Source organism: Nonomuraea longicatena, assembly GCF_039525605.1.
GTDB lineage: Bacteria > Actinomycetota > Actinomycetes > Streptosporangiales > Streptosporangiaceae > Nonomuraea > Nonomuraea longicatena.
This window is the reverse complement of sequence record NZ_BAAAHQ010000025.1, coordinates 162,904-181,774: the sequence shown is the minus strand read 5'-3', so window position 1 is coordinate 181,774 and position 18,871 is coordinate 162,904. Positions and strand designations below refer to the sequence as shown.

Below are 18,871 nucleotides of genomic sequence, written 5' to 3'. Positions count from 1 at the left end.
CGCCCGCGCGGACTCAGCGGAAGGCGGCCACGTTGCGCCGGGCCCACTCGCCGTAGGCACCGGCGGGGCGGCCGAGAATCCGTTCGACGTCCTGGCCGGGGCGCCGCTCGGCCTCGGTGGGCGTGCCGAGGATGGCGAGCGTGGTCTCGACCACGGGCTCGGGCAGGAAGCGGAGCAGCGCCGCACGGGCGTCGTCCCCGCTCTGCTCCGCGAACCGCACCTCCTCCCCCAGGGCGGCGGCGATCGCCGCCGCCTGCTGCCGCGGGGTGATGGGCGCGGGGCCGGTCAGTGTGTACACCCGGCCGGCGTGGCCGTTCTCGCGCAGCACCGCCGCCGCGACCTCGGCGATGTCCTGCGGGTCGATCACCGGCAGGCCGGTGTCGGCGAAGGGGGCCCTGACGGTACGGGTGGTCCGTACGGACTCGGCCCAGCCGAAGGTGTTGGAGGCGAAGCCGCTCGGACGCAGGACCGTCCAGTCCAGGCCGGACTCCCGCACGACGTCCTCGATGGAGCGCATGAGGACACCGTGCGAGTGCGACCGCGGCCGTGTCTCCACGCCCTGCGAGGACAGCAGCACCACCCTTTCGACGCCCCCCGCCTTGGCCGCGTCGAGGATGTCGCGCGGGCGCAGGCGCCCGGCGTCGGGGCCGCCGCTCTGCAGGAACAGCGCGTCCGCACCGTCCAGGACGGGGGCGAGGCCGGCCGGGTCACCCAGGTCCGCGCGCCGGTGCCGGACGCCTTGGGGCACGTCCTCCCCCGTGATGCCGCGCGAGGTGGCCGTCACGTCCTCACCCTTGTCCGCGAGGGCCCGCACGAGCGCCCGCCCGACGTTTCCGGTCGCCCCGGTTACCACGATCATGAAACCTCCGAGTTAGTTAGTCAGCTGACTTGATTCGACGGTAGCACAGGAAACGACCGCGTGGCTATAGTGAGTCGGGTGACTGACTCACCCGGGACCAGGCGCCGTGGCGCCGACAAACGGCGACGGCTGAGCGCCGCCGCCGCGCAGGTCCTCCACCACCAAGGCGTCGAACGCACCACCATCGCCGACATCGCCCACGCCGCCGACGTGCCCGTGGGCAACGTGTACTACTACTTCAAGACGAAGGACGACCTGGTACGGGCCGCCCTGTCCGAACACACCGCCCGCCTTGAGGAGATCACCGACGGTCTCGACCGCCTGCCGGACCCGCGCGAACGCCTCAAGACGCTGGTGGCCGCCTGGGTGGAGCAGCGGGAGGTCGCCGCCCGGTACGGCTGCCCCACCGGCACGCTGGCCGCCGAACTCGACAAACGCGCCGACGGCGTCCTCGACCGTGAGGCCGGCGAGGTCATCCGCATGCTGGTCGACTGGGCCGAACGGCAGTTCCGCGCACTCGGCCTGCCCGGTGCGGCGGACCACGCGATCACGTTCGTGGCCGCGTACCAGGGCATGTCACTGCTGTCCAACGCCCTCCACGACCCGGAGATCATGACCAGCCAGGGTGCCGCCCTGACGGCCTGGCTCGACTCCCTGACCTGACCCCGCTCCTCTCGCGCTACGCGGTTACCCCGCCCCGAAGGCGGCGCGCAGCGTGGCGCGCTGGGCGCGCAGATACCGGATGTCCGCCTCGTACAGGTCGGCGTGACCGTCCTGGAGGTGCTGCCGGAAGGCCGCGCTGCCCCGCGCGGCCTGCTCGCGCATGAAGTCGACGAGGGCCCGCAGCCGGTCGGGGACGACGTCGACGACCTCGGCTCCCACGCCCGGCCCGTACACCCGGCAGAAGGCGGCGGCCCTGCGGCCCTGCTCCTGCGGCGTGCCGAAGCCCTCCGGGTTGTCCGGCCCCTGCAGCGGCGCGAACCGGTACACGGCGTAGGCGACGTCCCAGACGCGCGGGCCGGGGTGCGCCGTGTCGAAGTCGATGAAGCCGACCGCGACGCCGTCCTTCACCACGCAGTTGTACTGGACGGCGTCGCCGTGGCACACGACCTCGGCCGGATGCCGGACCGGCGACGACCAGAGGTCGCCGGGACGCGGCCGGAACGTGGCGCTCGCGTCGTGCAGGGCCCGCAGCAGCGCGGCGGCCGAGGTGAGGAGTTCGGGCGTGCGCAGGTCCGGGGTGAGCGCGCCCGGCACCTCGCCGTCGAGGAAGGTGAGCAGTTCGTCGCCGTCGGCGTCGAAGCCTCTCGGCTCGGGCGCGCCGTGGAAGCCCTGCTCGCGCAAGTGCCGCAGCAGCCGGTGGATCGCCGGGGAGGCCGGGGAGGCCGGCCGGTGGACGAGGTCGCCGCGGCGGCGCACGACGTTGACGCCGCCGCGGAACTCCTGCCAGTCGGTCATGCGAGGCTCGCTTTCCGGGAACCGGGGGGCGTTCTCCCGCCGACCGTACCCCGATCCGGCCGGGAAGATCACGCGCGGTGAGATGCGGGCGATCACCACGATAGTAGTACCACAACTGGGGTATGCTGGGTTCGTGAACACCGAGCGACGCGAGCGGCTCCGCGATGCCGCCATCGACGTACTGGCCGGCTCCGGCGCGCGCGGGCTGACCCATCGGGCCGTCGACGCCGTGGCACAGGTGCCGGAGGGCACGACCAAGAACTACTTCGCGACCAGGGACGCCCTGCTCCGAGCGGTCGCCGAGCGCTGTGTGGAACTCTACGACCGGATCCCGGCCGAGCCCCCGAGCGACCGGGCGGGGCTGGCGAGGCTGCTGTCCGCGCTTCTTGCCGATGTCGAGGGCCCGGGCCGCCCCCGTCTGCAGGCCGTCTTCGAGCTGCAGGCCGAAGCGGCCCGCAAGCCATGGCTGGCGGCCGTCCTCGACGCCGTCACCGCCACCGACTTCGCTCGCTTCCGGCAGGCCGTACGGGCCGCCGGGCTGCCCGCCACCCCGGCACGGGTGTCGGCGATCACCCTGGCCTTGCACAGCGCGGTCCTGCATCTCCTGACGGGCGGCCCGCGGACGATCGAGGCCGCCGGGCTGAACGACCTCGACCTGTTCGTCGGCGACCTGCTGGACTCGGTGTTCGGCCCCTGACCCCGGCCCCGCCCGCGCACCGGCCGGGACGTCCGGGGCCGCGTGGCCGGCCGGTCAGTACGCGCTCCGGCGTGGTGCGGCGCTCGGGCGCCGGGAGAGGTCGGTCCGGACGGTGGGCCGGAGCTCACGCACCGGCTGCGCCCGCTGATGGGACGAGCGGGCCGGGTCGCCGGTCTTGGCCTGCGTGATCGAGGCGGGAAGTTTGATATTCATCTGTCTCCTTGTGGTCTCTAGGCGCGGGTGAGCCAGGTGACCTGGGCTCCGTTGTCGAAATGCTCACGATGGGTGGGCTTGAACAGGGTGGGCTGGAACTCGCCCGAGAACACGGGGATACCCGCGCCCGCCACCACCGGATAGGTCTTGAGGACGATCTCGTCGATCTCCGGGAGCAGGGAGGCGGCGAGCTTGCCGCCTCCGGCGAGGTAGATGTTCATGCCGGTGTCCTCCGCCTTGAGGCGCCGGACGAGTTCGACCGGATCGCCCGGCTCCACCTCCACCGTGGGATCGTCGATCTTCAGCGTCCTGGAGACGACGTATTGGCGCAGGTGGGAGTAGGGACTGGTGATGGAAACCGCCAGGGCCGGGTCGTAGGTGCCCCGCCCCATGACCACCGTGTCGATGGTCCTGCCGGGCTCGCCGTCCAGTCCGACGAGCTTACGGATGTGCGTGGGGACGGTCTCCGGGTAGCGGGCGTTGATCCAGGCCGCCATCTGGTCGGACACCGGATAGAAGTCGACCTCGGCTCCCGGCCCCGCGATGTAGCCGTCGATGGAGATCCCGACGTAGTACACAAGCTTTCGCAACTTTTCACTCCCGATGAAGCACTCTGTCTGAAGTGATTTCACCGTAGTACTACAAGCAGAGTGACGTCAAGTTCCCGCGAACCCCACGCCGGGCGCGGAGTTCTCGCCGGAAAACCGGAGGCGGTCGAGGTGCGGGCCGATTAGCCTGCGCAGGGTCCAGGACGAGCAGGCAGAGAAGAGGGGCCCGGATGACCGAGCAGGCGCACCCGGCGGTCGAGGCGGTGCGAAGGGGGTACGACGCGTTGTCCCATCGCTATCGCGCCGACGACGCCGAGGCCGGTCAGTACGGCCCCTGGGTGGCGGAGCTGGTGTCGAGGACACGCCCCGGCGGCGACGTGCTCGACCTGGGGTGCGGATGCGGCGTGCCGGTGGCCAGGGCGCTCGTGGACGCCGGACTGAGTGTCACCGGTGTGGACGTCAGCGACGTACAGATCGAACGGGCCCGGCGCCTGGTGCCGGGCGCCGGCTTCGTGCGCGCCGACGCCACCGCGCTGGAGCGGGAGGAGGCGAGCCTGGATGCGATCGTCTGCCTGTACACCCTCATCCACCTGCCGCTCGACGCCCAGCCCTCGCTGATCTCCAGGATGGCCCGCTGGCTGCGCCCCGGCGGATGGCTGCTGGCCACAACGGGCTGGCAGGAGTGGACCGGCAGCGACGACGCCTGGCTGGGCGGCACCGCCCGCATGTGGTGGAGCCAGGCGGACGCCGCGACGTACCACCGCTGGATCGGCGAGGCCGGGCTGCGGGTGACGGCGCAGGAGTTCGTGCCCGAGGGCGACAGCGGGCACGCGCTGTTCTGGGCCCGGAAACCGTGAGCGTCCGCCCCACCGCAACCACCGGGGCGAACAGGGCATGGGACGAGAGGACGCCCCTACGGGGACTCACGACCGCAGACAGCGGATGAGACGTCCCCGCCGACGGACGTCCCGGCGGCGGGGCGATCGCTCAGGACAGGGACGCCCTGACGGCGTGCTGGGCCGACTCCCTGAGCCGGGCGTGCACGAGGGCGTTCGAATCGCGCTCCGAGCGCACCTCGACCACGCGGAGTCCCTCGCCGCGCAACGCCTTGCCGAGTTCGGATTCGTCCGTCACCAGCGTGTACGGCGTCCCGGTGGCGGCCGCGGCGTACCCGAGGTCGACGCCGTGCGGCGTCCCGAACACCCGCTCGAACGGCCCCCGCAGCGCCGCCTGGGGCAGCAGGGAGAAGATGCCGCCGCCGTCGTTGTTGACGACGACGACGCACAGGTCGGGCCGGGGCTCGCGGGGCCCGAGGATGAGACCGTTCTGGTCGTGGAGGAACGACAGGTCGCCGAGCAGCGCGTACGCGGGCCCGTTGTGGGCCAGCGCGGCCCCCATGGCGGTGGAGACCAGCCCGTCGATGCCCGAGGCGCCCCGGCTGGCGAGGACGCGGATGCCGCGCCGGGGCCGCATGGCCTGGTCGAGGTCGCGGATGGGCATGGACGAACCGGAGAACAGCAGCGCCCCGTTGGGCAGCGCGTCGACGAGGTCGCGGGCCAGCCGGGGCTCGCTGAGGCCGGACTCGTCGAGGACGTGGTCGACGGCGGCGCGGGCGGCGGCGTCGGCCGCGCGCCAGGCGTGCAGCCAGGAGTCGTCGCCGGAGGCGACGGGGATCTCGACGGCCTGGGCGACCTGCGTGGCCGAACGGGTGGGGTCGGGCCAGCGGGCGAGGTCGGGGGCGACGACGATGTGCTCCTGGGCGCGTTTGAGCCAGGACAGCAGCGGCCGGGAGAGCCCGGGGCGGCCGAGGGTGACGACGACGTCGGGCTCGTGGGCGTCGGCGAACTCGGGGGTGCCGAGCAGGAAGTGGTAGGTGGAGACGGCGTGGTCGCCGTAGCGTCCGCCGCCGTTGGGCTCCGACAGCACGGGCCAGCCGGCCATCCCGGCGGCGGCGACGTAGCGGCGGACGTTGGCGGCGCCGTCGGCGACGACGAGGACGCCCCGGCGGGTGGGCGGGAGATGCAGGGCGACGGGCGGCGGGGCGACGCGGGCGCGCACCCAGGGGCCGCCGGCGCCGCCGTCGAGGGATTCGCACCAGGTGGTGTCGCCGTCGGGGATGAGCGGCTCACGGAAGGCGGCGTTGAGGTGGACCGGCCCGGGGTCGGACGGGCCGACGGCCCGCTGGTAGGCGCGGCAGGCGAGGGAGCGCCAGTAGGCGACCTGGCCGGGCCGCTCCTCCGGGACGCCGAGCTCGGCGAACCAGCGGACGGCGCCGCCGTACAGCTTGAGCTGGTCGATGGTCTGGTTGGCGCCGGTGCCGCGCAACTCGGGCGGGCGGTCGGCGGTGATGACGAGCAGCGGCACGCCGGACTCGCCGGCCTCGATGACGGCGGGGTGGAAGTTGGCGGCGGCGGTGCCGGAGGAGCACAGCAGCGCGACCGGGCGTTCCGAGCGTTTGGCCAGGCCGAGCGCGAGGAAGGAGGCGGAGCGCTCGTCGATGCGCACGTGCAGGCGGACCCTCGACTCGGCGTGCAGCGCGAGCGCGAGGGGCGCCGAGCGGGAGCCGGGGGCGAGGACGACGTCGGTGAGGCCGCAGCGCACCAGCTCGTCGACGAGTACGGTCGCCAGCGCGGTGGCGGGGTTCACTGGGCTGCCTCCTGCATCCGGCGGAGCCACGACGGCGATTCCACCGTGAACTCCGACAAGAGCCGATTATCCACCGTGGGACGGCGCACGGTGATGCGGCCGTCCTCGGGCAGGAGGGAGTCCGCGACGACGTCCCCGCCGAGCAGGCTCATGGTGGCCAGCCCGCACGCGTACGGCAGGGACGGCAGGCAGGCGGCGAGCGCGATGCCGGCGGCGAGCCCGACGGAGGTCTCGACGGCGCTGGAGACGACGGCCGGCAGCCCGCACGCCTCGACGACCCGCAGCGCGGCGCGCACGCCGCCGAGCGGCTGGACCTTGACGACGGCGATGTCGGCGGCCTCGGCGGCGCGGACCCGCAGGGGATCCTCGGCGCGGCGGATGGACTCGTCGGCGGCGACGGGCACGTCGCAGCCGCGCCGGACCCGGGCGAGTTCGTCGAGGGTGGCGCAGGGCTGCTCGGCGTACTCGAGGTCGTAGCGGTCGAGCTCCTTGAGCCTGCGCAGGGCCTGGTCGACGCTCCAGGCGCCGTTGGCGTCGACGCGGAGCCCGCCGGAGGGGCCGAGGGCGTCGCGGACGGCCTCGACGCGGGCGAGGTCGTCGGCGAAGGTCTGGCCGTGCTCGGCGACCTTGACCTTGGCGGTGGCACAACCGGACCGGCGGACGATGTCGAACGCCTGTTCGGGCGACACGGCGGGGACGGTGGCGTTGACCGGGATCGAGGTCCGGACGGGGTCGGGCCAGCCCTCGTCGGCGGCCTCGCGCGCGCAGGCGAGCCAGCGCGCGCACTCGCGCGGGCCGTACTCGGGGAAGGGGGAGAACTCCCCCCAGCCGGCGGGGCCCTCGATCAGCACGCCTTCCCGCACGCTCTGCCCGCGAAAGCGGGTGCGCATCGGGATCCGGAAGACGACGGGAGAACGCTCCACGATCCTCCCCGCACTCATGTCCGATGTGTCGCCACTAACCTTACGAGCATGGTGAGCAAAGCGTTGCACGCCCTCACGGCGGCGCCGGGGCCCGAGCTGTTCGCCGCGCTGCGCGACGCGCTGTCCGGCGCGGGCCCCGCCGTGCTCCCCCTCCTGCCCGGCCAGGCGAAGGACGCGCTCGCGGCGCTGCGCCCCACCCACGTCGACGGCGTACGGCAGCCCGCGGGCGCCGGCGTTCCCGACGAGGTCGCGGTGGTGATCGCCACCAGCGGCAGCACCGGCGCGCCCAAGGGGGTGCAGCTGTCGGCGGCGGCCCTGCACGCCGCGGCGGCCGTGCAGTTGCGCCGCGTCGAGGCCGCGCCGGGCGAGCGCTGGCTGTGCTGCCTGCCGCCGTCGCACATCTCCGGCCTTCAGGTGCTGGTCAGGTCGGCGGTCACCGGCAGCGAGCCGATCATCCACGACGGCTTCTCCCCCGCCGAGGTCCTCGGGTCCGGCGCCGATCACGTCTCCCTGGTGCCCACGCAACTGCACCGCCTGGTGGAGCGCGGTGCCGACCTGTCCGTTTTCCGGACGATCCTGCTGGGCGGCGCGGCGCCCCGTCCCGGCCTGCTGGAGGAGGCGCGGGCGCTCGGCGCCCGGGTGGTCACGACGTACGGCATGAGCGAGACCAGCGGCGGCTGCGTGTACGACGGCCGCCCCCTCGACCAGGTGGATGTGAAGATCGGCGAGGACGGCCGCATCCACGTCGCCGGGCCGATGCTGTTCTCCGGCTACCGCTTCGAGGAGTTCGCCGGGCCCTGGTTCGTCACCTCCGACCTCGGCGAACTGGTCGGCGGGCGGTTGCGGGTGCTCGGCCGCGCCGACGACGTCATCAACACCGGGGGCGAGAAGGTGGTGGCGGTCCAGGTCGCGGCGGTCCTGTCGGCTCATCCGGAGGTGGCGGACGTGGCGGTCGTCGGCTGCCCCGACCCCGAGTGGGGTGAGCGGGTGGTGGCCGTGGTGGTACCCGCCGACGCCGCGCGCCCGCCGACGCTCGCGCAGTTGCGCGCCTACGCCAAGAGCCGCCTGCCCTCCTACTGCGCGCCGCGCGAACTGCGGCTGCTGCCCAGTCTGCCGCTGCTGCCGAACGGCAAGACCGACGTCGTCCGGCTGCGCGTCGGAACCTGAGCGGGGGCGGATGCGTCAAAGCAGGCGACCCAGGAAGGGAGCCTTCATGAACCAGACCCGCAAGATGTGGGCGTCCGCGGGAGTCGTCGGCGTGATACTCGTCGGTGGTTTCTCCGTCGCGGCGGCGGCCTCGTCGGGCGGGCTGAGCGAGATCCCGGAGCAGACCAGGGCGCAGGTCGAGAAGGCCGCACCCGAGGAGCCGTCCGCCCCGGACAGCGTGGTGTCCACGGAGCTCAACCCCGATCCGCAGCGGGTCATCGAGTACTGGACGGACGAGCGCGTCGAGGGCGCCCAGCCGATGCCGATGCCCGAGGTGAAACCCGGTGAGTTCGTGCTCGCCGACTAGCCTCGCCGGAGGCCGTCGGGGGTGGGTCGCCCAGCGGTGATCCGCCCCTTTTTCATGGTCGCCGGGAACAAATGGCGGTCCTGGGCGTTATTGATGGTGGTGCGCCGAGCGGCCGCAGCCGCCCCACCACAACCTGCCTGACTGCTTGTACTCCGTATGGAGGAGGTGTCCTCATGCCCAGAACCGCCGTGGCGACCCCGCCCGCGACCCTCGACCAGCTCCTCGACCGAGGGCGAACGCAGGGTCACCTCTCTCTCGCGGAGCTACGCGAGGCGTTCGCACACGCCGGCATCAGCCCCGCCGAGGGCCGCTCGATCCTGCGCGAGCTGACCGACGCCGGTGTCACCCTGGCGGAGGAGGGGAAGCGGCCCGCAGCCAAGAAGACCGTCCGTAAGAAGTCCGGTACCGGGAAGACTACCCGAAAGGCGGAGCCGGAGTCCAAGATCGCCCAGCATGCGGACGACGACGAGCCGGACGAGCGCGCGCTGGCCGCCGAGCTTGAGGACGAGCCCATCGACCTCGACGACAACCAGTCGGTCATGGGTGACTCCGTGCACACGTACCTGAAGTCGATCGGGCGGCGGACGCTGCTGACGGCCGCTCAGGAGGTCGAGCTGGCCCGCCGTATCGAGGCCGGTCTGTACGCGGAGTACAAGCTGGAGGAGTTCGAGGACCTGGGCGCCGCCGAGCGCGAGGGCCTCGAAATGGTCGCCGAGGACGGCCGGCAGGCCAAGGACCACATGCTGGAGGCCAACCTGCGCCTGGTGGTGTCGGTGGCCAAGAAGTACACCGATCGGGGCATGTCGCTGCTGGACGTGGTCCAGGAGGGCAATCTCGGGCTGATCCGCGCGGTGGAGAAGTTCGACTACACCAAGGGCTTCAAGTTCTCGACGTACGCCATGTGGTGGATCAGGCAGGCCATCCAGCGCGGCTTCGCCGACTCCGCGCGCACGATCCGGCTGCCCGTCCACGTGCTGGAGATGCTGTCGAAGTTGTCGCGGGTCGAGCGTGACATGCACCAGCGGCTGGGCCGGGAGCCGACGCCGGAGGAACTGGCCGTCGAGCTGGACAAGACCCCCGACCAGATCGAGGAACTGCTGCGTACCAGCAGGCAGCCGATCTCGCTGAACGCGACGATAGGCGAGGACGGCGAGACGACGATCGGCGACCTCATCGAGGACGTCGACTCCCCCGAGGCGTCGGAGATCGTCGACCGCCAGTTGCTCGGCGACCAGCTGCGGGGCGTGCTCGACAACCTCTCCCCGCGCGAGTCGAAGATCATGGCGCTGCGGTTCGGGCTGGTCGACGGCAAGCCGCACACGCTGGACGAGATCGGCAAGCACCTCGGGCTGACCCGCGAGCGCATCAGGCAGCTGGAGAAGGAGTCGCTGTCGAAGCTGCGGCACCCGAGCAACACCCGGCCGCTGCTCGACTGGGCCAGCTGAACCGGTTCAGGACACGGGAGCACGCCCGGCGCGGATCGCGCCGGGCGTGCTCGCGTTCTGTCAGCCGGCCGGGGCGGACTGCCTGGCCATCCGCAGCGGGCGCATCGCCAGCCGCATCAGTGCCAGCGCGTTGTCGTCGCCGGCGATGCGGTTGACGCTGAGCCCGCCGCACCGCTGGCAGTGGTGCACGATCAGCCATTCCCCGCCGTCGCGCACGGTGACGCTGAGCGCCGTCATGCGGCCTCGGCAGGTGGCACGCCGGTCGCCCGGGGTGCGGTCGACGTGCAGGCTGCTCAGGCAGTGCGGGCAGTGGTTGCGGTGCGCCGTGCCCGCTGCCATGAGCGGGACGTCCAGCCGGCAGCCCACGCAGCGGAAGGCGTCGCCGCGCTCGCCGCCGGGCCCGTGCAGGACGGTCTTGGCACGTTGGGGGTTGCGCGTGCTCGCGTTGTTGCGCGGCATGTCACAGGTCCCCGAAGGTCTCAAGCGGGAACGGCGGTTCGGCCAGTGGCCGCACGGCCATCCGCATGAGGATGAACTGGTTGTCGTCTCCGGCGATCGGACTCGAGGTCAGTTCGCCGCAGGTGACGCACCGGTGGATGAGCGCCCAGTCGCCGTCGCGCAGGACCGCGACCGCGATCGGGGCCATACGCGCGCCGCACTCGGACGGTCCGCCCTCGACGTGGTCGACGACGTGCCGGGAGTACAGACAGCGGGGGCAGTGGTTGCGGCGTACACCCGCGGGGCTCGCGGTCGTGGCCGTCAGGCCGCAGCGTACGCACGTGAAAGTCTCGGTGCGCAGCACCGAGCGGGAGTGAGACACCCAGGAACTCCTTGCAAGCTCTCATGTGAAAGGGACAAGCAAGGGAGCGCCGAGCGGGCTTGCGCCAGGCGGTCAGTGAAGGTGGGTGAACGCCTGCGCGTGGTAAGTCACGCTCGGCGCACGCTGGGTCATAAATCACACCTTTCTACGGCCTGGCGGCCGGATTGAAGTCCGACAGAGGGTACGTCGTGGGACGTTACAGCCCTGATGGAGGCCGTTCAACCGGTTTTCGGCCCTGGAACACGCGAACGCCCGGACCAGCCCGTAATGGGCGTGTCCGGGCGCCGGAGCGGATGCTCAGAAGGTGACGGGCCTCGGGGCGCGCGGGATGCCCCACATACGGTTCTCCTCGCGCAGGGTGCGCAGGCGCTCGACCTCGGCGCTCCAGCGGGCGCCCTTGGGGGTGGCCTTGGCCTTGCGGCGGGCGATGCGGTCGTCGTAGGCCTTGACGCCGAAAGTGGCCCGCCGGCCCGCCTCGGCGCCGCGCAGCGCCTCGGTCAGCGCCTTGTCGAAGGCGAGGCCGGCCGCGCGCAACTCCAGTTCGGGCGCGTCGGCGGCGCGCAGGTCGCGCACCGTCTGCTCGGCCTTTCCCGCCTCGGCCAGCAAAGCGGGGAAACTCTTGGAGATCTCGACATCCGCGTGGTAGCGGACCTCGGCCTCGCGGCTCACCCGCGGACGGAAAAACGCCATGAATCGCCCCTTCTAGCTGTGCCTGTCAGCGGTAGCGTACGCCGGTCCGCGACACAGGCTGTAATCGGACCCGCGCGAGCACCTTTACAGTGTAGATTTCTTGCATGCCCGCCAAACGACCACCGATCCCCCTGTCGCGCGAGCGCATCATCGACGCGGCGCTGCACATCGCCGACAGCCAGGGGCTGCGGCGCCTGACCATGCGCAGGCTCGGCGACGCGCTGGAGGTGGAGGCCATGGCGATCTACCACCACCTGCCGCGCGGCAAGGAGGCGCTCATGGACGCCCTGGCCGAGCACGTCACGGCGATCCAGGTCGAGCCTCTGCCCACCTGGCAGGACACCGCGCGGGCCTGGTGCAGGGCCGGCCGTGAGGCGCTGCGCGACCATCCGGGGGTCCTCGCCCTGGCGCTGACCAAACCGCCCAAGGGCGCGACGGCGCTGTCGATCAGGGAGCAGACCGACCAACTGGCCGACGCGGGACTGCCGGCGGCCGAGGAGGCCGTGCGGACCATGCGCGCCTTCGTGTTCGGCAGCGTCGCCGTGGAGGTCCAGCGGTCGGGGTGGGCCGACCCCGAGGTCGACACCTGGACCCGCCGCGACACCGCCGCGGACGCCGACTTCGAGCGGGGGCTCGACGCGCTCATTAAAGGATTGCAGATTTAGTCGGCGTGTCGAGCTTTGACCGTTATCCTGCATATAGCAGGCTGTGTCATAAGTCACAGGCCGTCCCCGGGGCACTCCTCTAACCGCCCGAACGGGCTATGTCGGTCTCTGTGACGTACGTCGCAGACTTGCAAGGAAACGAACCACCCGAGTCGCTCCCCGTCCGGTCAGAGCGTGGAGCAACCCACGAGATATCGGAGGCACGCCGATGTGCCCGCACGACCCGGTCTGTCCGTCTGCCGAGGGCCCCGACCGCGAGGCTGCCAAAACCCTCGCCAGCCACCCCGAGCAGGGGTGGAGCCTCCTCTGCAACGGCGTCGTCCTGTTCGAGGACACCGGTGAGCTCCTTCCCGGCGGCACCGTCATCGCCCCCCACCGCCCCACGGTGGGAGCCGCCTGACTCACGCGTAGCGCGTGATCCACCGGGCGACGACCTCGCCCACCTCGCCGGGACTCCGCTTCAGGTCGTGTCCCTCGCCCGGCAGCACCACCAGTTCGGTGGCGTCTGCCGGGTCGGGGACACCGAACGGATCCCGCTCGCCGTTGACCACCAGCACGTCAACACCCGCCTGCCGCAGCTCCTCGGCCCTGGAACGTTCCGGCTTGCCCGGCGGATGCAGGGGGAAGGCCAGTGCCACCGCCGCCGCCGCCCCGACCTGCGTGGCCGTACGGCAGGCCACCCTGGCGCCGTTGCTGCGGCCGCCCTGCACCAGGGTCAGCGCGGGGAATCGCGCCCGCAGCCGCGCCACCACCGTCGTCCACGCCTCGTCCTGACGCGCGGCCGAGCCGGGCGCGCGGGCGCCCGCCAGCCGGAACGGCTGCGTCACCCGGGCCACCGTGACGCCCGCCGCCAGCGCCGCATCGCGGACCGCCAGCAGGTCGGGCGCCTCCACCCCGCCCGCGGAACCGTGCGTGAGCACCAGCAGCAGCCGCGCCCCGTCCGCCTGGTCGATGTCGACGCGGGCCGGGCCGCGCGGGGTGGTGATCTCCATGGCGCAACCGTACCTGGGGAGGATCTCGGCCTGGCCCTCAGGACGGATGACGGCGCGCCGCCCCTCCGCGAGAATGGCGCCATGGCAGACATGCGGCCACTCCGTGAAGACCTGCAGGCGACGCTGGACGCCCGCGACGAACTCGGGCCGGACTACGATCGCGTCCTCGCGGACTCCTTCGTCGAGCGCCTGGAGGAGACCATCGCCGCCCGCGTGCGCGCCGAGCTCGACGCCGCGCCGGGCCGCCCCGCCCGCACGAAGCAGGGGGGTGGGGAGATCATTAAGGTCGCGCTGGGCTCGATCGGGCTCGGCATCCCGCTCACCGCCATCGCCGTGTCCAACGCGGGCGCCCTCGGGCTGGTGATCACCTGGCTGGCGATCGCCGTCGTCAACGTCGCCGCGGCTGCGGCGATCATCCTGCGACGCTGAGGCGGTACTCGGGCTGAGGCCCCTGCGGCGCTTGAAGGCGACGCTCAGCGCGGAGGACTCCGAGTAGCCGGCCCGGCGGGCGATGACGGGGGCCGGCCGCCGCCGCGCTCGCGGTTCAGACGCTCGTCCGGGCCGGCGTGAGAAGACGGTGCCGGGTCAGCCAGCCGGCGACGGCCCGGCCGATGGCGTGCGGCTGGTCCTCGGGGGCCTGGTGGCCGGCGGGCCCGATGCCCTCGATCTCCAGGGCGGCGATGTTCCGTCGGGCCCAGTCCACGATCTCGGGGGAGGCGATACCGACGCCCTCCTCCACCGTGAGGAGCAGTTTGGGCACCTCGGGGCTGGTGGCGAGCCAGGCGCCGTAGGCGTCCATGCGTTCGGCCACATCGGCCGGTTCGCGGTCGTAGGGAATCTCCCTCGGCCACTGCAGGAGCGGACGCCGTGAGGCCGGGTCGGGGTAGGGCGCCCGATAGATGTCGTGGTCTTCCACGGCGAGGCCGGTCTTGACGGCGAACGGGTGCGGCAGGGCGTACTCGATGGCCGCGTTCTCCTCCAGCAGCAGCCGCTCTCCGAGCCCGGGAGTGCGCAGGGCCCGGGCATGGTCGATCACGTCCTGCGGCAGTTCCGCCCACGCCTGCGGCCGCAGGAACGTCTCCAGTACGGCGAGGCCCCGCACCAGGCCGGGGTGGCGGGCAGCGCGGTCCATGGCCAGCGCGCCGCCCCAGTCGTGGCCGACCAGGACGACCTCCTCCAGTCCCATCGCCTCGAACCACGCATCCAGGTAGCGGGCGTGGTCGGCGAAGCGGTAACCGATGTCGGGCTTTCCCGAGGCGCCCATCCCGATCAGGTCCGGGGCAAGGACCCTGGCGCGATCGGCGACGTGCGGGATGACATTGCGCCAGAGGTGGGACGAGGTGGGGCTGCCGTGCAGGAACACCACCGGCGACTCCCCCTGTCCGGTCTCGGTGTAGGCGAGATGGGAGTCGAGGACGGCGACGGTTTTCATGATCGTTTGACCCTTCGATGCAGTGATGCTCAGACCGTAGATCCACACATCCCCAACTGTCAACATCCCAACTAATTCTGATCCAACCATCAACCTGCTAACATCACGCCAGGAAGAAGGACCACCCCATGCCCCACCACACCGAACCCACCGTCGACGACGAGACCGGCCCCTTGCACACCGCCACCGGCCACCTGCCATGCCGCGTGTGCCGCCACCACCCACACCGTCCACGACGGCTCGCAGGCCCGCGACTTCGTCGTCCTCGACATCCTCGCCGGCGAAGACGGCCCCCTCCCAGCAGGACCTCGCTCACCGCCTCGGCATCAACCGCACCATCATGGTGAGACTCCTCGACCGCCTCCAGGCCACCGGCCGCTTCACCCGCACCCGCAACCCCGCCAACCGCCGGACCCACCTGCTGTCACTCACCGACGCGGGCCGCACCGCCCTCCACGACCGCGACACCCTGCTCACCAAGATCCTGCACACACCCCCGAAACCGCCGAGCCGACCCGACAAGGGCTGAGAGTCGAGACCGATCCGGCTCCGCCGCGGGCCGACGTCATCGATCGGTCGCGCCCAGGCGAGATCACCGCGGAGCGGCTTCTGGCCGCCCTCGAACGCGACCAACCGCCGGGCGTCCGGCCGGAGGGCAGGGCGAAGCAATGGCCAGAACGGTCAGAGAGGCTGGAGCCGGGCGCGCAGGAGGCAGAATTCATTGCCTTCCGGGTCGGCCAGGACATGCCAGCTCTCCTCGCCCGTCTGGCCGACGTCGGCGGGTTTGGCACCGAGAGCGAGCAGCCGCTCCAGTTCGGCGTCCTGATCGCGGTCGGTGGCGTTGACGTCGATGTGCAGTCGCGGCTTCCCCGCCCGAGGCTCGCTGTTCGGGCTGAGGATGAGGGTGGGCCGCAGGCCGCCGAACCCGACGCCGGGCGGCCCGATCTCGATGCTCCCGTCCTCCTCCCGCCCGAGTTCGACGTAGCCGAGGACCCCGCTCCAGAACGCGGCGAGCAGTTCGGGGTCGGCGGCTTCTATGACCAACTCACTGATGCGGCATGCCATGCCCGTCAGTCTAGGGAGACGACCTTCGGTCAGATCGGTCGTCTCGTCTGCGGCAGAACGGCGAGACGCCGGGTCGAGACGGCGACGAGGAGTCCGAGTACGGCGTAGGCCGCGCCGAGCGCACTGGCCCCCCACCATCCCGTGGCGCTGTAGGCCCAGGTCGTGGTGATCGCGCCGAGCGCGGAGCCGAGGGAGTAGAAGGCCATGTAGGCGCCGATGACGCCGCTGCTCCGGTCGGGGCGGGCGGTGGTGAGCAGGTGCTGGCTGCTGACATGGACGGCCTGCACGGCGAAGTCCATGACGACGACACCGACGATCAGCGGCCACAGCGACGACCCCGCCTGCGCGATCAGCAGCCATGAGAGCGCGAGCAGCGCCAGCGACCAGCCGGTCACCGAGGACGTCAGGCCCCGGTCGGCCCACCGGCCGGCCCGGGCCGCGCCCAGCGCCCCGGTGAGTCCGGCGAGCCCGAACAGTCCGATCTCGGTGGTGCCGAGGTGCCATGGGGCGTCCCCCAGCGGGAGCGCCAGCCCGCTCCACAGCGTGCCGAAGGAGGCGAACAGGAAGAAGGCGACCAGCCCTCGGCTGAGGAAGAGCCGGTCACCGACGATCAGGCGCCCCAGCGATGACAGCGCCTGGCCGTACCGGGCCCGGGGGCGGCGGATGTCGGCCGTGAGGGTGGACCGGACGGCGAGCGCGAGCATCGCGCACAGCGCGGCGATCACGAGGTAGACCACCCGCCAGTCGGCCAGTTCGCCCAGCGTGCCCGCGATCACCCGCACCCCGAGGATCCCGATGACCACGCCCGAGGTGACCGCGCCGATGTTGCGGCCCCGCTCGCCGGCCGGCGAGACGGCGGCGACGTACGCCACCGTGATCTGGACGACCACGGCGAACAGTCCGGCCAGGGCCAGGCCCGCGATCGCGACGCCGCCGGTGGGTGCGGCGGCGGCCACCCCCGCGCCGGCCGCGGTGAGCAGCAGGTGCACGGTAATGAGTCTGCGACGGTCGAACAGGTCGCCGAGCGGGACCAGGAGCACGAGCCCCACGAGGTAGCCGATCTGGCCGGCGGCGACCAGCCACCCCAGCGTCCCCTCCCCCAGCCCGAGGTCCGCGCCCGCGGTCTCGAGAACCGGCTGGATGCCGTAGATGGACGAGACCGTCACCGCGCACACCATCGCGAGCACGACCCGCTGCCCACCGGTCAATCCCAACGACATGTCGCCTCCAATTGGTTGCAAAATGCAACTTACTGGAGGCTAGGGCATACTGGTTTCAGATTGCAACTCACCTTGGAGGGCCGGTGGACGTCACGCTCCCCGCAGGAAGCGCCTGGACCGACCCGGCCTGCCCGGTCGCGCGAACCGTCGACCTGGTCGGCGACCGATGGAGCCTGCTGATCATCCGCGACGCCATGGACGGAGCGACCGCCTTCACGGAGTTCCACCAGCGACTGGGGATCGCCCGCAACATCCTCACCGACCGGCTCCGCAAGCTCGTCGAGCAGGGCATCCTCGACAGGAGCGCCGCCACCGACGGCAGACGCCAGACCTACCGGCTCACCGAAGCCGGGCGGGACCTCTTCACGGCCGTCGTCGCCCTCCGCCAATGGGGCGAGCGCCACGCCTTCGCCCCGGGCGAGACGCACTCCGTCCTGGTCGACGCCCAGGGGCGGGAACCTGCCGAACTCCACCCGCTCGGCCAGGACGGCCGGCCGCTGTCGGCCGACACGTCACAGGTACGGAAAACCGGCTGAGCCCTGCCACCGGTCCGCCTCAGCGGGTCATCGCGGTCTCCCGCTCCATACGGGACAGCTTCTCCGGATTGCGCACGTGGTAGGCGCCGGTGACGTAACCGTTCTCCATCCGCACCGCCAGCACGCCGTCGATCTCGCCGTCGAGCCGTACGAGCAGCCCTGGGCCGCCGTTGATCTGGACCAGTTCGACCGACCTTTTCGCGTCGCGTCGCCACCAGCCGAGGGACAGCAGGCGCGCCACCTTGTCGACCCCCACGACGGGTCGGGGCATGGCGCGCTTGACGCCGCCGCCGTCACTCAGGGCCACGACGTCCGGCGCGAGGAGGTCGAGCAGGCTCTGCAACTCACCGGTCTCGACCGCTCGCTGGAAGGCCTGGAGCGCGGCCCGGGTCTCGGCCGGGGACACGGTCCCGCGCGGACGGCGCGCGGAGACGTGCGCCCGCGCCCGGTGCGCGATCTGGCGTACGGCGGCCGGACTCTTGTCGACGGCGCCTGCGATCTCGTCGTAGTCCAGGTCGAACACCTCGCGCAGCACGAACACCGCCCGCTCGGTCGGCTTGAGCGTCTCCAGCACCAGCAGCATCGCCATCGAGACGCTGTCGGCCAGTTCGACGTCCTCGGCCACGTCCGGCGCGGTCAGCAACGGCTCGGGCAGCCACGGCCCGACATAGGACTCCCTGCGCCGGGTCAGCGTCCGCAGCCGTTTCAGCGCCTGCCGGGTGGCGATCCGCACCAGGTACGCGCGCTGGTTCAGCACGGGGCCGAGATCGACGCGCGTCCACAGCAGCCAGGTCTCCTGCAGGACGTCCTCGGCGTCGGCGGCGGAGCCGAGGATCTCGTAGGCGAGAGTGAACAACAGGTTCCGGTGGGTGACGAACGCCGTGGTGGCCGCGTCCATTCGCTCGTTCATCCCGGGCTCCTGCCTGTTCGGTCGCGGCCGTGCCATCTCCATATGATCCCGATCCCCGCCGCTCTGTGACACCACCGGCAGGTGGTGTATGTCACAGCGGCCGTGGTGTCACAAGGAGCGGCCCGTCGGGATCTCTTGCTCATAACGACGCACAGCATGAGTGAGGAAATATCCGCTTTGTCAGCATCAACGACGCCCGGCCGGTCTCATCGCCAAGCCGATCCCGGCTGGGACTAAGC

General features: G+C 71.9%; 25 protein-coding genes. 11 read left to right on the top strand and 14 right to left on the bottom strand.

The annotated features are described in order from the left end of the window. Positions 1 to 13 precede the first annotated feature (13 nt). Positions 14 to 859: an NAD(P)H-binding protein gene (locus tag ABD120_RS25195; protein ID WP_343952522.1), complete on the bottom strand. Its 846-nt coding sequence runs from the start codon at positions 857 to 859 to the stop codon at positions 14 to 16. A 78-nt stretch (positions 860 to 937) separates the two neighbouring features. Between ABD120_RS25195 and ABD120_RS25190 the strand changes: the two genes are divergently transcribed. After that, positions 938 to 1,522 (top strand): TetR/AcrR family transcriptional regulator, encoded by a 585-nt coding sequence (locus ABD120_RS25190; protein ID WP_343952521.1) that lies wholly within the window; start codon positions 938 to 940, stop codon positions 1,520 to 1,522. 24 nt (positions 1,523 to 1,546) lie between these two features. Here the strand turns inward: ABD120_RS25190 and ABD120_RS25185 are convergent, their stop codons facing one another. Further along, complete coding sequence (locus ABD120_RS25185; protein ID WP_343952520.1) at positions 1,547 to 2,317, bottom strand: phosphotransferase enzyme family protein; 771 nt, start codon at positions 2,315 to 2,317, stop codon at positions 1,547 to 1,549. Between the two features lie 133 nt (positions 2,318 to 2,450). Here ABD120_RS25185 and ABD120_RS25180 point away from each other — a divergent pair, with 133 nt between their 5' ends. Next, complete coding sequence (locus ABD120_RS25180; RefSeq protein WP_343952519.1) at positions 2,451 to 3,014, top strand: TetR/AcrR family transcriptional regulator; 564 nt, start codon at positions 2,451 to 2,453, stop codon at positions 3,012 to 3,014. Positions 3,015 to 3,068: 54 nt separating this feature from the next. On the opposite strand, the gene ABD120_RS25175 is transcribed toward ABD120_RS25180, so the two are convergent. Beyond that, entirely contained in the window at positions 3,069 to 3,227 is a 159-nt protein-coding gene (locus tag ABD120_RS25175) for a hypothetical protein (protein ID WP_343952518.1), read from the bottom strand. Between the two features lie 17 nt (positions 3,228 to 3,244). Further along, a complete protein-coding gene (locus ABD120_RS25170; RefSeq protein ID WP_343952517.1) occupies positions 3,245 to 3,817 on the bottom strand; it encodes a dihydrofolate reductase family protein in 573 nt (190 codons plus the stop codon). 188 nt (positions 3,818 to 4,005) lie between these two features. Here ABD120_RS25170 and ABD120_RS25165 point away from each other — a divergent pair, with 188 nt between their 5' ends. Next, entirely contained in the window at positions 4,006 to 4,632 is a 627-nt protein-coding gene (locus ABD120_RS25165; RefSeq protein WP_343952516.1) for a class I SAM-dependent methyltransferase, read from the top strand. Between the two features lie 130 nt (positions 4,633 to 4,762). On the opposite strand, the gene menD is transcribed toward ABD120_RS25165, so the two are convergent. Further along, positions 4,763 to 6,421 (bottom strand): 2-succinyl-5-enolpyruvyl-6-hydroxy-3-cyclohexene-1-carboxylic-acid synthase, encoded by a 1,659-nt coding sequence (menD, locus tag ABD120_RS25160; protein ID WP_343952515.1) that lies wholly within the window; start codon positions 6,419 to 6,421, stop codon positions 4,763 to 4,765. Next, entirely contained in the window at positions 6,418 to 7,362 is a 945-nt protein-coding gene (locus ABD120_RS25155; RefSeq protein ID WP_425564027.1) for an o-succinylbenzoate synthase, read from the bottom strand. Before ABD120_RS25155 ends, menD begins: the two co-directional genes overlap by 4 nt. A 30-nt stretch (positions 7,363 to 7,392) precedes the next feature. Here ABD120_RS25155 and ABD120_RS25150 point away from each other — a divergent pair, with 30 nt between their 5' ends. The 3 genes from ABD120_RS25150 to ABD120_RS25140 all read left to right on the top strand — a co-directional run bounded on the left by ABD120_RS25150 (position 7,393) and on the right by ABD120_RS25140 (position 10,302). Further along, entirely contained in the window at positions 7,393 to 8,511 is a 1,119-nt protein-coding gene (locus ABD120_RS25150) for an AMP-binding protein (RefSeq protein ID WP_343952513.1), read from the top strand. A 46-nt stretch (positions 8,512 to 8,557) separates the two neighbouring features. After that, the gene (locus ABD120_RS25145) at positions 8,558 to 8,857 is read left to right on the top strand and encodes a hypothetical protein (protein WP_343952511.1); all 300 of its coding nucleotides are present in this window, start codon (positions 8,558 to 8,560) and stop codon (positions 8,855 to 8,857) included. A 173-nt stretch (positions 8,858 to 9,030) separates the two neighbouring features. Further along, positions 9,031 to 10,302, top strand: coding sequence for an RNA polymerase sigma factor (locus ABD120_RS25140; RefSeq protein ID WP_343952510.1), 1,272 nt, complete (start codon positions 9,031 to 9,033; stop codon positions 10,300 to 10,302). Positions 10,303 to 10,362: 60 nt separating this feature from the next. On the opposite strand, the gene ABD120_RS25135 is transcribed toward ABD120_RS25140, so the two are convergent. The 3 genes from ABD120_RS25135 to ABD120_RS25125 all read right to left on the bottom strand — a co-directional run bounded on the left by ABD120_RS25135 (position 10,363) and on the right by ABD120_RS25125 (position 11,812). Then, positions 10,363 to 10,761: an RNHCP domain-containing protein gene (locus ABD120_RS25135; protein ID WP_343952509.1), complete on the bottom strand. Its 399-nt coding sequence runs from the start codon at positions 10,759 to 10,761 to the stop codon at positions 10,363 to 10,365. A gap of 1 nt (position 10,762) precedes the next feature. Continuing rightward, the gene (locus ABD120_RS25130; protein ID WP_343952508.1) at positions 10,763 to 11,122 is read right to left on the bottom strand and encodes an RNHCP domain-containing protein; all 360 of its coding nucleotides are present in this window, start codon (positions 11,120 to 11,122) and stop codon (positions 10,763 to 10,765) included. A gap of 297 nt (positions 11,123 to 11,419) precedes the next feature. Next, entirely contained in the window at positions 11,420 to 11,812 is a 393-nt protein-coding gene (locus ABD120_RS25125) for a hypothetical protein (protein WP_343952507.1), read from the bottom strand. Positions 11,813 to 11,916: 104 nt separating this feature from the next. Here ABD120_RS25125 and ABD120_RS25120 point away from each other — a divergent pair, with 104 nt between their 5' ends. Beyond that, the gene (locus ABD120_RS25120) at positions 11,917 to 12,477 is read left to right on the top strand and encodes a TetR/AcrR family transcriptional regulator C-terminal domain-containing protein (RefSeq protein ID WP_343952506.1); all 561 of its coding nucleotides are present in this window, start codon (positions 11,917 to 11,919) and stop codon (positions 12,475 to 12,477) included. 208 nt (positions 12,478 to 12,685) lie between these two features. Then, entirely contained in the window at positions 12,686 to 12,877 is a 192-nt protein-coding gene (locus ABD120_RS25115; RefSeq protein WP_343952505.1) for a DUF5999 family protein, read from the top strand. 1 nt (position 12,878) lies between these two features. Here ABD120_RS25115 and ABD120_RS25110 read toward each other — a convergent pair whose 3' ends face one another. Next, positions 12,879 to 13,469 (bottom strand): alpha/beta hydrolase family protein, encoded by a 591-nt coding sequence (locus ABD120_RS25110; protein WP_343952504.1) that lies wholly within the window; start codon positions 13,467 to 13,469, stop codon positions 12,879 to 12,881. Between the two features lie 90 nt (positions 13,470 to 13,559). Between ABD120_RS25110 and ABD120_RS25105 the strand changes: the two genes are divergently transcribed. Further along, complete coding sequence (locus ABD120_RS25105) at positions 13,560 to 13,898, top strand: hypothetical protein (protein ID WP_343952503.1); 339 nt, start codon at positions 13,560 to 13,562, stop codon at positions 13,896 to 13,898. A gap of 115 nt (positions 13,899 to 14,013) precedes the next feature. Here the strand turns inward: ABD120_RS25105 and ABD120_RS25100 are convergent, their stop codons facing one another. Next, entirely contained in the window at positions 14,014 to 14,967 is a 954-nt protein-coding gene (locus tag ABD120_RS25100) for a haloalkane dehalogenase (protein WP_343952502.1), read from the bottom strand. 274 nt (positions 14,968 to 15,241) lie between these two features. Here ABD120_RS25100 and ABD120_RS25095 point away from each other — a divergent pair, with 274 nt between their 5' ends. Next, positions 15,242 to 15,430 carry a hypothetical protein gene (locus ABD120_RS25095; RefSeq protein ID WP_343952501.1) on the top strand — a complete coding sequence of 63 codons (189 nt, stop codon included), beginning with the start codon at positions 15,242 to 15,244 and terminating at the stop codon, positions 15,428 to 15,430. Between the two features lie 152 nt (positions 15,431 to 15,582). On the opposite strand, the gene ABD120_RS25090 is transcribed toward ABD120_RS25095, so the two are convergent. Both ABD120_RS25090 and ABD120_RS25085 read right to left on the bottom strand, forming a co-directional pair. Beyond that, positions 15,583 to 15,966 carry a VOC family protein gene (locus ABD120_RS25090; RefSeq protein WP_343952500.1) on the bottom strand — a complete coding sequence of 128 codons (384 nt, stop codon included), beginning with the start codon at positions 15,964 to 15,966 and terminating at the stop codon, positions 15,583 to 15,585. A 29-nt stretch (positions 15,967 to 15,995) separates the two neighbouring features. Beyond that, positions 15,996 to 17,186 (bottom strand): MFS transporter, encoded by a 1,191-nt coding sequence (locus tag ABD120_RS25085; RefSeq protein ID WP_343952499.1) that lies wholly within the window; start codon positions 17,184 to 17,186, stop codon positions 15,996 to 15,998. 83 nt (positions 17,187 to 17,269) lie between these two features. On the opposite strand from ABD120_RS25085, the gene ABD120_RS25080 reads away from it, so the two are divergent. Continuing rightward, positions 17,270 to 17,722 carry a winged helix-turn-helix transcriptional regulator gene (locus tag ABD120_RS25080; RefSeq protein WP_343952498.1) on the top strand — a complete coding sequence of 151 codons (453 nt, stop codon included), beginning with the start codon at positions 17,270 to 17,272 and terminating at the stop codon, positions 17,720 to 17,722. 19 nt (positions 17,723 to 17,741) lie between these two features. On the opposite strand, the gene ABD120_RS25075 is transcribed toward ABD120_RS25080, so the two are convergent. Next, positions 17,742 to 18,632, bottom strand: a complete 891-nt coding sequence (locus ABD120_RS25075; protein ID WP_343952497.1) for an RNA polymerase sigma-70 factor — start codon at positions 18,630 to 18,632, stop codon at positions 17,742 to 17,744. Positions 18,633 to 18,871 lie beyond the last annotated feature (239 nt).